14 protein-coding genes are annotated in these 13934 nt (G+C 64.1%); 12 read left to right on the top strand and 2 right to left on the bottom strand.

The window, feature by feature from the left end:
• The first annotated feature begins 23 nt into the window (after positions 1–23).
• From efeU to efeO (ASF84_RS12695), 4 genes are read left to right on the top strand one after another with little or no spacing between them, the layout of a single operon-like run.
• Positions 24–866 (top strand): iron uptake transporter permease EfeU, encoded by an 843-nt coding sequence (gene efeU / locus ASF84_RS12710; RefSeq protein WP_056838807.1) that lies wholly within the window; start codon positions 24–26, stop codon positions 864–866.
• 15 nt (positions 867–881) lie between these two features.
• Positions 882–2090, top strand: a complete 1209-nt coding sequence (efeO, locus tag ASF84_RS12705; RefSeq protein WP_056838805.1) for an iron uptake system protein EfeO — start codon at positions 882–884, stop codon at positions 2088–2090.
• A gap of 3 nt (positions 2091–2093) precedes the next feature.
• Positions 2094–3413 (top strand): iron uptake transporter deferrochelatase/peroxidase subunit, encoded by a 1320-nt coding sequence (gene efeB / locus ASF84_RS12700; protein WP_056838803.1) that lies wholly within the window; start codon positions 2094–2096, stop codon positions 3411–3413.
• A gap of 26 nt (positions 3414–3439) precedes the next feature.
• A complete protein-coding gene (gene efeO, locus ASF84_RS12695; protein WP_056839085.1) occupies positions 3440–4255 on the top strand; it encodes an iron uptake system protein EfeO in 816 nt (271 codons plus the stop codon).
• A 128-nt stretch (positions 4256–4383) separates the two neighbouring features.
• On the opposite strand, the gene ASF84_RS12690 is transcribed toward efeO (ASF84_RS12695), so the two are convergent.
• Complete coding sequence (locus ASF84_RS12690) at positions 4384–5079, bottom strand: aspartate/glutamate racemase family protein (protein ID WP_236709416.1); 696 nt, start codon at positions 5077–5079, stop codon at positions 4384–4386.
• Between the two features lie 74 nt (positions 5080–5153).
• Between ASF84_RS12690 and ASF84_RS12685 the strand changes: the two genes are divergently transcribed.
• The 8 genes from ASF84_RS12685 to ASF84_RS12650 all read left to right on the top strand — a co-directional run bounded on the left by ASF84_RS12685 (position 5154) and on the right by ASF84_RS12650 (position 13373).
• A complete protein-coding gene (locus ASF84_RS12685; protein WP_056838799.1) occupies positions 5154–6041 on the top strand; it encodes a LysR family transcriptional regulator in 888 nt (295 codons plus the stop codon).
• Between the two features lie 119 nt (positions 6042–6160).
• A complete protein-coding gene (locus ASF84_RS12680) occupies positions 6161–6610 on the top strand; it encodes a MarR family winged helix-turn-helix transcriptional regulator (RefSeq protein WP_056838797.1) in 450 nt (149 codons plus the stop codon).
• Positions 6607–8709, top strand: coding sequence for an FUSC family protein (locus tag ASF84_RS12675; protein ID WP_056838795.1), 2103 nt, complete (start codon positions 6607–6609; stop codon positions 8707–8709). The genes ASF84_RS12680 and ASF84_RS12675 overlap by 4 nt, the downstream gene beginning before the upstream one ends.
• Complete coding sequence (locus tag ASF84_RS12670; protein WP_056838792.1) at positions 8706–8915, top strand: DUF1656 domain-containing protein; 210 nt, start codon at positions 8706–8708, stop codon at positions 8913–8915. Before ASF84_RS12675 ends, ASF84_RS12670 begins: the two co-directional genes overlap by 4 nt.
• A complete protein-coding gene (locus ASF84_RS12665) occupies positions 8912–9799 on the top strand; it encodes an efflux RND transporter periplasmic adaptor subunit (protein ID WP_056838790.1) in 888 nt (295 codons plus the stop codon). The genes ASF84_RS12670 and ASF84_RS12665 overlap by 4 nt, the downstream gene beginning before the upstream one ends.
• Positions 9799–11211: an efflux transporter outer membrane subunit gene (locus tag ASF84_RS12660; protein ID WP_056839083.1), complete on the top strand. Its 1413-nt coding sequence runs from the start codon at positions 9799–9801 to the stop codon at positions 11209–11211. Before ASF84_RS12665 ends, ASF84_RS12660 begins: the two co-directional genes overlap by 1 nt.
• 200 nt (positions 11212–11411) lie before the next feature.
• Positions 11412–12245 (top strand): ion transporter, encoded by an 834-nt coding sequence (locus ASF84_RS12655; RefSeq protein WP_056838788.1) that lies wholly within the window; start codon positions 11412–11414, stop codon positions 12243–12245.
• 129 nt (positions 12246–12374) lie between these two features.
• Positions 12375–13373, top strand: coding sequence for a sulfate ABC transporter substrate-binding protein (locus ASF84_RS12650; RefSeq protein WP_056838787.1), 999 nt, complete (start codon positions 12375–12377; stop codon positions 13371–13373).
• A 134-nt stretch (positions 13374–13507) separates the two neighbouring features.
• On the opposite strand, the gene ASF84_RS12645 is transcribed toward ASF84_RS12650, so the two are convergent.
• A complete protein-coding gene (locus ASF84_RS12645) occupies positions 13508–13927 on the bottom strand; it encodes a hypothetical protein (protein ID WP_056838785.1) in 420 nt (139 codons plus the stop codon).
• Positions 13928–13934: the final 7 nt, after the last annotated feature.

Raw genomic sequence — 13934 nt, 5'->3', positions numbered from 1 at the left:
TCCGCAGTCATTCCCGGTGAACAATGCTCGTTCCTTTCCTGATCATGTTGCGCGAAGGCATCGAAGCCGCGCTTATCGTTGGCATCATTGCCAGCTACCTCAAACAGACCGGTCGCGGCCAGTGGATGCCGGCGGTGTGGATCGGTGTGTTCCTGGCCTGCGCCCTGGCGCTGTTCGTCGGCGGCGGCCTGGAGCTGATGAGCGCCGAGTTCCCGCAAAAACAGCAAGAGCTGTTCGAAGGCCTGGTCGGCCTGCTGGCCGTTGGCATTCTCAGCTCCATGGTGTTCTGGATGCGCAAGGTCGGCCGCTCGATCAAGACTGAACTGCACCAGTCACTGGACAGCGCCCTGGGCGGTTCGCGTAATCAGACCTGGGCGCTGATCGCAATGGTGTTTTTTGCCGTGGCCCGCGAGGGCCTGGAAACCGTGTTTTTCCTGCTCGCCGTGTTCCAGCAGAGCAGCGACGCCAGCGCGCCGCTCGGCGCCCTGCTGGGCCTGATGCTCTCGGCCGCCTTCGGCATTGCCCTGTACCGCGGCAGCCTGCGCCTGAACCTGGGCCTGTTTTTCCGCTGGACCGGGCTGTTCATCCTGGTGGTGGCCGCCGGCATCCTGGGTAACTCGGTGCGCTCGCTGCACGAGGCCGGGGTCTGGAATCACTTGCAGGAGGTGGTGTTCGACATCAGCGCCACCCTGCCGATGGACGGTCCGACCGGTTCGGTGCTGGCCGGCATGTTCGGTTACCAGGATGCCCCGACCGTCAGCGTGCTGGGTGCCTGGCTGATCTACCTGGTCGGCGCGCTGGTGCTGTTCTTTCTGCCTTACCGCGAACAGGCGCAACCTGCGCGCCCGTCCGCCATGAATCAATAGTCCCGAGGGGAACCCATGTCCAATTCACCTTCCGGGCTTTCCGAGAAAGCCTGGTCTCCCCGTGTCCTGCGTCTGGCGGTGGCCGGCTCCGTGGTACTGATGATCGCCGCCGGCGGGATGTTCTATTACGCCTCAAAGATGGCGGCGCACAAGCGTGCCGCCAATACCGGCGACGAGACCGTGATCAACATTCACCCGCGCAGTTGCGAACCCAATGCGCTGACGGTGCCGGCCGGCAAGAACAGCTTTCGCATCGTCAACCAGTCCGACCGCGCGGTGGAATGGGAAATTCTGGACGGCGTGCTGGTGATCGAAGAGCGCGAAAACATCACCCCCGGCATGAGCCAGGTGATCAACGCCAACCTGATGCCCGGCGACTACGCCATCACCTGCGGGCTGCTGAGCAACCCGCGTGGCACCTTACATGTGACTCCGACCGCCGAGTCCGACGCCCTGGCCAAGGCACGCCCGTCGATGACGGCGTTCATCGGCCCGCTGTCGGAATACCGGGTGTACCTGAGCCAGCAAGGCACGCAGTTGATCAAGGCGGTTACCGCCCTGCAACAGGCCATCGACGCCGGTGACCTGGCCGCCGCCAAGGCCGCGTACCTGCCGGCCCGCAGCGCCTACCAGCGCATCGCCCCGGCCGCCCAGCGCCTGGCCGAGCTGGACAACGCCATCAATGCCCGGGCCGATTACTTCGAAAAACGCGAGCAGGACCCGGGCTTTGGCGGCTTCCACCGCCTCGAGCATGGCCTGTTCGCCCAAAACAGTGTCCAGGGGCTGGCCCCGGTGGCGCAAAAGCTCAATGCCGACGTCACCCGCCTCAAGCAGGAACTGCTCGCACAAAACATCGCGCCCGAGCAACTGACCGGCATCGTAATGCGCAACCTGCTGAGCCTGGCGCAGAACCGCAGCAAGGGTGAAGAGGAGCGCTACAGCCACACCGACCTCAACGGCTTTGCCGGCAACCTTGAAGGCGCGCGCAAAGTCATCGACCTGCTGCGCCCACTGCTGGAGCGCAACCACGCCCAGTTGCAGCAACGCCTGGATGCCGCCAGCGCAGCGCTGGACGAGACCCTGAACGGCCTGAAAACCGAGACCGGCTACCGCCCTTACGATCAGGTCGATGACGCCGCGCGCCAGCAAATCGCCGACCGGGCCAAGGCCCTGGCCGACACCCTGCACGAAGTCGACCCGGCCCTGGGCCTGTCGAGCCTGTAAGTTATGGAGTCCCCGATGAGTAACCCAGACGCCAACAATGCCCCCGATTCGCTGCAACGCCGCCGTGTGCTGATGGGCCTCGGTGCGGCCGGTGCCGCCCTGGCCGGCAGCAGCCTGGCAGGCCAGGCCCTGGCCGCCGCGCCCGCCAAGGTCACCGAAGCGCCCAACAGCGAAAAGACCCAGGACAGCAATCCGTTTCATGGCGTGCACCAGAGCGGCATCGTCAACCCGCGCCCGGCCGCCGGCATGCTGGTGGCCTTCGACGTGCTGGCCGCTGACCGTGCCGACCTGGAGCGACTGTTTCGCACCCTCAACGAGCGCATTGCGTTTCTGATGACCGGCGGCCCGGTGGCCGACATCGACCCCAAGCTGCCGCCGCTGGACTCCGGCATCCTGGGCCCGGTGGTGACGCCGGACAACCTGACCATCACCGTGTCGGTGGGCGAGTCGTTGTTCGACGAGCGCTTCGGCCTGGCGGCAGTCAAGCCCAAGCGCCTGAGCCGCATGGTCGGTTTCCCCAACGACGCGCTGGACGCCGCCAGTTGCCACGGCGACCTGAGCATCCAGTTCTGTTCCAACACCCCGGACAGCAATATTCACGCCCTGCGCGACATCGTTAAAAACCTGCCGGATCTGCTGCTGGTGCGCTGGAAACAGGAAGGCACGGTGCCGGCCCAGGCGCCGAAAAAGCCCGGCCAGCCGGCAGAAAGCGCACGTAACTTCCTGGGCTTTCGCGACGGCTCGGCCAACCCCGACTCCAACGACCAGAAGGTCATGAACGAACTGGTCTGGGTTCAGTCCGGCAGCGACGAACCGGCCTGGGCGGCCAACGGCAGCTACCAGGCAGTGCGCATCATCCGTAACTTTGTCGAGCGCTGGGACCGCACGCCGTTGCAGGAGCAGGAGTCGATCTTCGGCCGCAAGAAGGCCAGCGGCGCGCCGATGGACGGTCAGGTGGAAGCCGACGTGCCCAATTACGCCGCCGACCCGCACGGCAAGAAGACCTTCATGGACTCGCACATCCGCCTGGCCAACCCGCGCACACCTGAAAGCCAGAAAAACCTGATCCTGCGCCGGCCGTTCAACTATTCCAACGGCGTGAACAAGAACGGCCAGCTGGACATGGGCCTGCTGTTCATCTGTTACCAGGCCGACCTGGAAAAAGGCTTCATCACCGTGCAGACCCGCCTTAACGGCGAACCGCTGGAGGAATACCTCAAGCCGGTCGGCGGCGGTTATTTCTTCACCTTGCCAGGGGTGACCAACGACCAGGACTTCATCGGTCGTTCGCTGCTGGCGGCGTCCTCCTCACCATCGGCCTGAACCTCAACCGCAAGAGTGCAATGAACATGAAAAAGACCCCGTTTGCCTTGCTGTTCGCCCTGAGCGCCCCGCTGTCGGCCTTTGCCGCCCCAGCTCCACTGGACCTGGTGGGCCCGGTGTCGGACTACAAGATCTACGTGACCGAAAATATCGACGATCTGGTCAGCCACACCCAGCAGTTCACCGATGCAGTGAAAAAGGGCGACATCGCCACGGCCAAGAAGCTGTATGCGCCAACGCGGGTGTTCTACGAGCGTGTCGAGCCGATCGCCGAGCTGTTCAGCGACCTGGACGCCTCGATCGACTCGCGGGTCGATGACCACGAGCAAGGGGTCGACGCTGAAGACTTCACCGGCTTCCACCGCCTGGAACATGCGCTGTTCGAAAAGAACACCACCAAGGACCAGGGTGCGATTGCCGACAAGCTCAACGCCGACGTCAAGGACCTGCAGACCCGCATCGCCGGGCTGACCTTCCCGCCGGAAAAAGTCGTCGGTGGCGCCGCCGTATTGCTCGAAGAAGTCGCGGCGACCAAGATCTCCGGTGAAGAAGACCGCTACAGCCACACCGACCTGTATGACTTCCAGGGCAACGTCGACGGCGCCAAGAAAATTGTCGACCTGTTCCGTGGCCAGGTCGAGCAGCAGGACAAGGCGTTCATGGCCAAGGTCGACAAGAATTTCGCCACGGTCGACACCATCCTGGCCAAGTACAAGACCGCCGATGGCGGCTTCATGACCTACGACAAGGTCAAGGAAAACGACCGCAAGGCCCTGATCGGCCCGGTCAACACCCTCGCCGAAGACCTGTCGACCCTGCGCGGCAAACTGGGCCTGAACTGATCGTCGCCGCCCTGCACTGTCGGCCGGTGCGCAGGGGCGGCTTCAGCCGCGACCGGCTGCGCGGCTGATCGCGAGCAAGCGCCCTCCCCCACGTCCCCTGTTTGATGCGCGCCAGGGGGCCTGCCTGGTCAGGCCTGCAACTGCCGGCGCAACTTGAGCACTGCGCTGTCAGGCGTGGTCAGCACCGGCAGGCCGGTGGCCTGGCGTACCTGATCGGCGGCGCCGCTCATGGAAAACTGCGCCAGGCAGATCAGCTCGACCCCGTCTAGCGCACCGGCCTTGTCGACAATGCGCCGGTCGTGGCCGGTCTCATCTCCATCAGCCAATAACTGCATGGCGCCTTCAACCGCGTGCAATTGCAGCTCAAGTGCCTTGCCCGCCTGCTGCGCAACTGCCCGGAATTCTGCCTGCATCGACACCAGTGCCAGCTCGAACGTCGCCAGCAAGGCCAACCGTGAGCCTTGCGCCAAGGCCTCCTCGATCATCGCTTCGTTGGGCTTGAGCACGGGAATCTTCACCGCCTGTTTGCAGGCATCAATGGCTTCGCCAAACGCCGAGCAAGTGAACAGAATCGCCTCGGCGCCAGCACTGACGGCATAGTCGGTCAGGGCCAGGAAGCGCTGGTGCAGGGCCGGGGTCAGGCCGCCGGCGGCCTTGAGGTCGCGTGGCAGCGAGTCTTCCAGCAGGTTGACGCGTTCGGCTTGCGGCCACAACCGGTCAAAGGCGGCGTTGATCGGCGCGATGGACAACGGCGTGGCGTGAATCAGGAAAATGCGCGGTGCGTGCATGTCGGGGGTCTCGTGAGGGTTCGGTGTGGACGACATCGTGCCGCATGCACCTCATCACAAAAAATATCCATTTGTGATAGCTTCCATCACTTTTTGTTGCGAGCCACAGCATGAACCTCAAGGCATTGACCTATTGCGTGGCCGTGGCCCGGCTGGGCAGTTTCACTCAGGCCGCGCACAGCCTGCATGTCGCGCAACCGGCGTTGAGCATGGCTGTGGGCCGGCTCGAAGAAGAACTGGGCGTGCAATTGTTCAATCGTGCCGCCCGCCAGGTCACCGTCACCGCCGAGGGCCAGTTGTTTCTGGACCGGGTGGCGGCCAGCCTGGTGGCGCTGGACGGCGCGCGCCAGGCGCTCAAGGACATGACGCACCTGGACAGCGGCGAGATCCGGGTCGGCATCCCGCCGATGTATGGCCTGCGCCATATCCCGGAGTTGCTCGCGCACTTTCGGGCGCGCCATCCCGGCATTGCCATGCATGTCGTCGAGGGCAGCGCCGAGGACATCGGCCAGCGCTTGCGCACCCGCCGCATTGATGTGGCGCTGCTGGAGCAACGCCGCATCGAGCCGGAATGGGACCGTGTGGCGCTGGGCCAGGACGAGATGCTGCTATGCATGAGCCCGGCCCACCCCTTGGCCACCGAAACCAGCCTGCGCGCTCGGCAATTGCAGGCGGTCGATATGCTGGTGTTCGACCAGACGTTCTTGCAGCGCCATGTGCTTGATGCTTTTTGCGCGGCCGATCAGGTCAGCTACCGGATCGCACTGGAAAGCAATTTCGTGTCGCTGGTCACCCGCCTGACCCGAGACGGCATGGGCATGTGCACCCTGTTGCGCTCGGTGCTGCAACACGAGCCGGAGCTGATCGGTGTGCCGTTCGACCCGCCGCAGGTCTTGAGCTTTGGCTTGTGCTGGCGTCGACAGGAGTACCTGTCGCTGGCCAACCAACGCTTTGTCGAGGCCGCACAGGCGTTTTTTGCCAACAGCGCAGCGACCTGACGCCACTCACTCGACAAATTTTCATTTGACTGAAACGTATTGTTACACCATGCTAATAGTTAGCAAGCTACTAATATCCCAGCTAACAGTTTCTCTCCTAATGACTTATGAATGACCTTATGACCCCCCAGACCCGGCACCGGGCGATCAGCAGCGGGCTGGTCGCCGCCTCGCGTCACTGGCGGCGTCTGTGCCACACCACCTTGTCGAGCTATGGCATCAGCGAAGCCTGCGCCGGCCCGTTGCTGGCCATTGCGCGACTGGGCGATGGCATCAACCAGGTCAAGGTGGCGCATGCGGCCGGCATGGAAAGCCCGACCCTGGTGCGCCTGCTCGATCAACTGTGCAAGGCCGGCCTGGTCTGCCGCGCCGAAGACCCCAACGACCGCCGCGCCAAGGCCCTGTGCCTGACCGACAAGGGCCGTGACCTGGCCGCCTCGATCGAGGTCGAATTGAGCCGGCTGCGCACCGAGGTGCTCAAGGGCATTGCCCCGGCTGACCTTGATGCGACCTTGCGAGTTCTGCAGGCCTTCAACGATGCGGCTTTGCCCGAGGCGGGGGTGCTGTGAAAGGCTTCGACGCCAGGCAATTCTTTGCCGGCTTTCCGCCGGGCCGCGACTGGTTCTACGGGGTGCGCACCTTCGGCGCCTCGATGCTGGCGCTGTACATCGCCCTGATCATGGAAATGCCCCGGCCCTACTGGGCCATGGCCACGGTGTACATCGTCTCCAGCCCGTTTGTCGGCGCCACCAGCTCCAAGGCGCTCTACCGCGTGCTCGGCACCCTGGCCGGGGCCAGTGCAGCGGTGCTGCTGGTGCCGATCTTCGTGCAGACCCCGCTGCTGCTGGCGGTGGTGGTAGCGTTGTGGACTGGCAGCCTGCTGTTTCTGTCACTGCACCTGCGCACCGCCAACAATTACGCGCTGATGCTGGCCGGCTACACCATGCCGATGATCGCCCTGCCGGCGGTGGACAACCCACAGGCCGTGTTCGAACTGGCGGTGTCGCGCAGCGAAGAGATTTTCCTGGGCATCCTGTGCGCCTCGGTGGTCGGTGCGATGTTCTGGCCCCGGCGCCTGGCCCCGGTATTCCAGGGCGCGGTCAACAAATGGTTTACCGAAGCCTGCACCTACAGCGAGCGCTTTCTGGCGCGGGACATCAAGAGTGAGGAAATTGCCGGGCTGCGCAATGCCATGGTCGGCGGCTTCAACAGCCTGGAAATGATGATCGGCCAGCTCAGCCACGAAGGCGCCCGCAAACAGACCGTGCGCCATGCCCGGGAACTGCGCGGGCGCATGATCCACTTGTTGCCGGTCATCGACGCCCTGGACGATGCGCTCTGGGCGCTGGAGCGGCGCAGCCCGACCTTGTGGGCGAGCCTTGTGCCATTGCTGGACGACACGCGCCAGTGGCTGGCCAGCACCGCCCAGGACCCGCAACGCGCGCACTGGCAGCGTTTGCACCAGGCCCTTGAGCAGTTGCAGCCGGACGCGGCCCGACTGGATCAGCGCGACGACCTGTTGTTGTCCAACGCCTTGTATCGCCTGGGTGAGTGGATCGACCTGTGGCTCGACTGCCGCACCCTGCAACAGGCCATCGACCGCGACGATGCCACGCCCTGGCAGGCGGTGTACCGGCACTGGCGGCTGGGGCGGTTGTCGCCGTTCCTGGACCGCGGGTTGATGCTGTATTCGGTGGCCACCACGGTCCTGGCGATCATCGTTGCCTGTGGGCTGTGGATCCTTACCGGCTGGCACGACGGCGCCAGCGCGGTGATACTGGCGGCCGTGGCGTGCAGCTTCTTTGCCGCCATGGACGACCCGGCGCCGCAGATCTACCGGTTCTTTTTCTGGACGCTGTTGTCGGTGGTGTTCGCCAGCCTGTACCTGTTCGTGGTGCTGCCCAACCTGCACGACTTTGCCATGCTGGTGCTGGCCTTTGCCGTGCCGTTCATCTGCGTCGGCACCCTGACCGTGCAGCCGAAGTTCTTCCTTGGCACCTTGCTGACCATCGTCAACACCTCGTCATTCATCAGCATCCAGGGCGCCTACGACGCTGACTTTCTGAATTTCATCAATGCCAACCTGGCCGGGCCTGCGGGGCTGCTGTTTGCTTTTGTCTGGACGCTGATCATGCGCCCGTTCGGGGTCGAGCTGGCGGCGCGGCGCATGACCCGCTTCAGCTGGCGCGACATTGCCAGCCTCAGTGAAACGGCCAGCCTGGCCGAACACCGACGCCAGGGCGTGTTGATGCTCGACCGGCTGATGCAGCAACTGCCGCGCCTGACCCAGACCGCCCAGGACACCAGTGTGGCGCTGCGTGAAGTGCGTGTGGCGCTGAACCTGCTCGACCTGCTGGCCTGGATTCCGCGCAGTGCGGTGCCTTGCCAGCCGGCACTGCGCCAGGTGGTGGCACAGGTCGGCGATTATTTCCGCGCCTGCCTGAAGGCCGGTGTGCGCCTGCCGGCGCCCACCGGCCTGCTGCTGACCCTGGACCGCACCCGCCGCACGCTGAACGCCCAGGCCATGGGTGAAGAGCCTGCGCGCCTGCACCTGCTGCACGCCTTGAGCGGCCTGCGCCTGGCGCTGTTGCCAGGCGTCGAGATCGTCAGCCGGGATGGCGAGCTGATCGAACAACCGCCGCAAGGCCTGGATGGAGCGCCGTCATGATTGGCGAACTGGACATCAGCGGGATCTTTATCCCCACGTTTCTGGCCGTGATGGGCATCGCCTGGCTGCTGTTTCTGGGCCTGCATGCCGTGCTGTCACGCACCGGCTTCTATCGCCTGGTCTGGCACCGGGCTTTGTTCAATACCGCTCTGTACGCCCTGTTGCTGGGCGCCGTAGACACTTTTAGTCGATACCTGATGATATGAAAAAGCCGATCCTGACCCTGGGCCGCGTGGTCCTGACCCTGCTGGCGGTGGTGCTGGCCGCCGTCGTCGTCTGGCGCATGGTGATGTACTACATGTACGCCCCCTGGACCCGTGACGGGCACATTCGCGCCGACATCGTGCAGATCGCCCCGGACGTTTCCGGGCTGATCCAGCAGGTCGAGGTGACCGACAACCAGAAGGTGCACAAAGGCCAGGTGCTGTTCACCATCGACCAGGACCGCTTCCGCCTGGCCCTGCGCCAGGCCCAGGCCACAGTGGCCGAACGCCAGGAAACCTGGGAGCAGGCGCGCCGCGAGAGCAAGCGCAACCGTGGCCTGGGCAACCTGGTGGCGCGTGAGCAGCTCGAAGAAAGCCAGTCCCGCGAGGCCCGTGCCCTGTCGGCACTCAACGAGGCCAGGGTCGCGGTGGACGCCGCCCAGTTGAACCTGGACCGCTCGGTGATCAAGAGCCCGGTGGACGGCCACCTCAACGACCGTGCACCGCGCCCGCATGAGTTCGTCACCGCTGGCCGTCCGGTGCTGTCGGTGGTCGATGCCGCCTCGTACCACATTGACGGTTATTTTGAAGAAACCAAGCTGGGCGCCATCCACATCGGCTCGCCCGTGGACATCCGGGTGGTCGGCGACAATGCCCGGCTGAGCGGCCATGTGGTCAGCATCGTGGCTGCCATCGAAGACCGCGACCGCAGCAGCGGCGCCAATCTGCTGCCCAACGTCAACCCGGCGTTCAGTTGGGTGCGCCTGGCACAACGCATCCCGGTGCGCATCGCCTTTGATGAAGTGCCTGCCGATTTCCGCATGATTGCCGGGCGCACCGCCACGGTGTCGATCGTTGATGACAGCCGTGTAAGGAGTGCGCAGTGATCAAGCCTGCTACACGGCTGTTGGTGCTGGGCCTGACCGCCCTGCTTTCGGCCTGCCAGACCGTCGGCCCCGACTACCAGCAACCGGCCGAAGCCGCGATCAACCGTCCTGACCTGCAAGGCCCGCTGGCCGGTTCGGGCAATGTGGTGTCCGCCCCGGTGCCGGCGCACTGGTGGCGGCTGTACCAGGACCCGCAACTGGATGAACTGGTGCGCCAGGCGCTGGCCAGCAATACCGACCTGCGCATTGCCGCTGCCAACCTGCAACGCTCACGCTTCCAGACCGCCGAGGCCGAGGCCGCCGGGGGCTTTACCAGCAGTGCCAAGGCCGGTGCGCAGCGCTTGCAGGAGTCGGGCGAAGCGTTTTTGCTCGCCGACAAGGTGCCGGTGGCCAATGTCGGCGATATCGGCCTGACCACCTCGTACCAGTTCGACCTGTTCGGCACCTTGCAGCGCGGCATCGAAGCGGCCCAGGCCAATGTCGACGCCACCCAGGCGGCGGCCGACACCGCGCGCATCACCGTGGTGGCTGACGTGGTGCGCGCCTACACCCAGGTGTGCGCCGCCAATGAAGAACTGGCGATTGCCCATGAGTCGCTCGACCTGCAACAGCAGAGCGTGACCCTCAGCCAGCGCCTGCGCGATGCCGGGCGCGGCGACGAAACCCAGGTCACTCGCTCGCAGACCCAGTTCAAGTCGCTGCGCGCCGAACTGCCACGCTACCAGGCCTTGCGCCAGGCCGCGCTGTTTCGCCTGTCGATGCTCTTAGCCAAGCCTGTGGCGCAACTGCCGGCCGGCGTCGGCGATTGCCATGAGTTGCCGCATGTGGCGCAGGTCATTCCGGTGGGCGACGGCGCCACCCTGCTCAAGCGCCGTCCCGACATCCGCCAGGCCGAACGCCACCTGGCCATGGCCACCGCCCGGATCGGCGTGGCCACCGGCGAGTTGTACCCGGACATCAGCATCGGCGCTTCGGTGGCCACCATCGGCATCATCGATAATCTGGGCAAGCCGGCCACCAACCGCTGGAGTTTCGGCCCGCTGATCAGTTGGACCGTGCCCAGCAACGGCAGCCGCGCCCGCATCCACCAGGCCGAAGCCTCGGCCCAGGCGGCACTGGCGCGTTTCGATGCGGTGGTGCTCAACGCCATCCGCGAAACCCAGACCGGCATGGCCCAGTACACCGCCCTGCTCGAACGCCGCGATGCGCTCAAGGACGCCGAACAATCGGCCCGTGAAGCCGCCGACCAGACCCACCGCTTCTACCAGGCGGGACGTGCGTCGTTTCTCGCAGACCTGCAGGCCACACGCACCTACACCGACATGCGCGCGCAACTGGCGGCGGCCAATACGCAGGTGGCGATGGGGCAGATCGATCTGTTCCTGGCATTGGGTGGGGGGTGGGAGAAGTAGGTTCAAAGGCTGCGGCAAAGCCGTCATCTTCAGTGGCTGATACTGAGTATTCGCGATCTGACGCTCGCTCCGACGGTGGATGTACCGAACCTTTGAAGCGGATACGCGATAGCACGGTGCCCAAGCCTTATAGAATTGCCACCCTTGCACCCCCGCCTGCTTTGCCCCAGCATCGGCCGATCTTTCCGTCGAGCACCTCCATGACCACCGCCACAAGCCGCCGCGAGCGGCTGCACACCGTGATTTTCCAGACCGATACGCCGGCCGGGCGACGCTTTGACCAAACCTTGCTGGTGGTCATTTTGCTCAGCCTGCTGGTCACGATCATCGACAGCATCCAGAGCATTCATCGCGATTACGCCACGTTCCTGGCCTGGATCGAGTGGGGTTTCACCCTGGTGTTTGCCGTCGAGTACCTGCTGCGCCTGTACTGTTCGCCGCGCCCGCTCAAGTATGCGTTCAGCTTCTATGGGCTGGTCGACCTGCTGGCCATCGTGCCCGGCGTCCTGGCGATTTACTACAGTGATGCGCAGTACCTGCTGATCGTGCGCATCATCCGCATGCTGCGCATCTTCCGGGTGCTCAAGCTGGGCACTTACCTGCGCCAGGCGCATTACCTGCTGGCCGCGCTGCAGGGCAGCAAACAGAAGATCATCGTTTTCCTGGTCAGCGTCTCGACCCTGGTTACGGTGTTCGGCACGCTGATGTATGTGATCGAAGGCCCGCAGAACGGCTTTACCAGCATTCCCAAGGGCATCTACTGGGCCATCGTCACCCTGACCACCGTGGGCTTCGGCGATATCGTGCCCAAGACGCCGCTGGGCCAGATGGTGTCTTCGGTGGTGATGATTATCGGTTATTCGATCATTGCCGTGCCCACCGGGATCTTTACCGCCGAGCTGGCCAATGCCATGCGCGGCGAGCAGCTCAAGCATGATTGCCCGGTGTGCGCCAAGAAGCACCATGAGCACGGGGCGGCGTTCTGTTCACGATGCGGCAATGCCTTGTTTGCCAAGCAGAACGATTCGGCATAAGGAAATACTGTTTTAATCTTTAATGGCGTGGTGACACCCCGCTATGATCGCGACAGTTTGCCCAAGGCGTTTTGTACGCCTGCATAAAAAGCCGCACTCATGACAGCTGTTCATCAAAAGGAATCTGCAGTGAAGAAACTATTCGCCGCCTCGCTACTGGCCGCCGGCCTGGCCCTGGGCAGCACCGCCCAGGCTGCACCGACCCTGCTCAACGTCTCTTACGACGTGATGCGCGACTTCTACAAGGACTACAACGCCGCCTTCCAGAAGCACTGGCAGGCCGAGCACAAGGAAGACGTCACGGTCCAGATGTCGTTCGGCGGCTCCAGCAAGCAGGCACGGGCAGTGATCGATGGCCTGCAGGCGGATGTCATCACCATGAACATGGCCACCGACATCAATGCCCTGGCCGACAACGGCGCCCTGGTGCCCAACGACTGGGTGACCCGTCTGCCGAACAACAGTGCGCCGTTCACGTCGGCCACCGTGTTCATCGTGCGCAAGGGCAATCCCAAGGCGCTGAAGGACTGGAACGACCTGGTCAAGGACGGCGTGGAAGTCATCGTGCCCAACCCCAAGACTTCGGGCAACGGGCGCTACACCTACCTGTCGGCCTGGGGTTATACGCTGAAGAATGGTGGCGACGAAGCGGCGGCGAAGAAGTTTGTAGGCGATCTGTTCAAGCATGTACCGGTGCTCGACACCGGCGGCCGTGGGGCCACCACGACCTTCATGACCAACGGCATCGGTGATGTGCTGGTGACGTTCGAGAACGAGGCGGAAATGATTGCCCGCGAGTTCGGTCGTGACAAGTTCGAGGTGGTCTACCCGAGCGTTTCGGCTGAAGCCGAGCCGCCGGTGAGTGTGGTCGACAAGGTCGTGGACAAGAAACAGTCCCGTGCTCTGGCTGAAGGCTACCTGAAGTACCTGTGGTCGCCTGAAGGCCAGGAAATTGCGGCCAACAACTACCTGCGCCCGCGCAATCCCGAGGTATTGGCCAAGTTCCAGGATCGCTTCCCGAAGGTCGAATTCCTGTCGGTGGAGAAGACCTTTGGGGACTGGCGTACGGTGCAGAAGACGCACTTTATCGACGGCGGGGTGTTTGACCAGGTTTATCCGGGGAAATGATTGGGTGATTTAGGACGGGGACGTTATTGAGTGTTGTGGGCGGTCAGTTAGAGGGGTTCCGGCCCGAAGAGGGTCGGAACCTCTCGCACAGACACACCACACCAGCCCAGACACTCCCCCAAAAACCCTACCGGTCAGTTCCCGAATTCACGCCCCAACCCGGCCGGCACGCCGCTGCTGTCGGTCGCCTGCCACGGCCCGTCAGGCTGCGTCGACCAGTTCCAGCCGCTGTCCCACTGGTAATAAGTGCGCTGGCGATAGAATGTATTGGTCTTGCCATCCAGCACATACACCCCCAGGCGCGGGTCCCAGTGACTCTTGACCCCCGGCGGCGGCGCAAAGCTGGCCGAGGTTTTGGCCGGGGCCTTGGGCGCCTTGACCGGTTGTCCGGGGCTGGGCGTCGAACGCGGCGTACCGGAGCCCGGCAGGCTCTGGATCGGTTCGCCACTGCGCGGCCCTTGTGATTGCGGCGGCTTCATCGTGGTACAGGCACTCAGGCCTATGGCGGCGGCCAGCAAGCCGGTGCGGGCAAGGTGCCAGGTGATTGCGGGCATGGCGGAT

This window comes from Pseudomonas sp. Leaf127 (assembly GCF_001423155.1).
GTDB lineage: Bacteria > Pseudomonadota > Gammaproteobacteria > Pseudomonadales > Pseudomonadaceae > Aquipseudomonas > Aquipseudomonas ovata.
The sequence above is the reverse complement of the archived record's forward strand: the minus strand, read 5'-3'. Positions and strand labels throughout refer to the sequence as shown.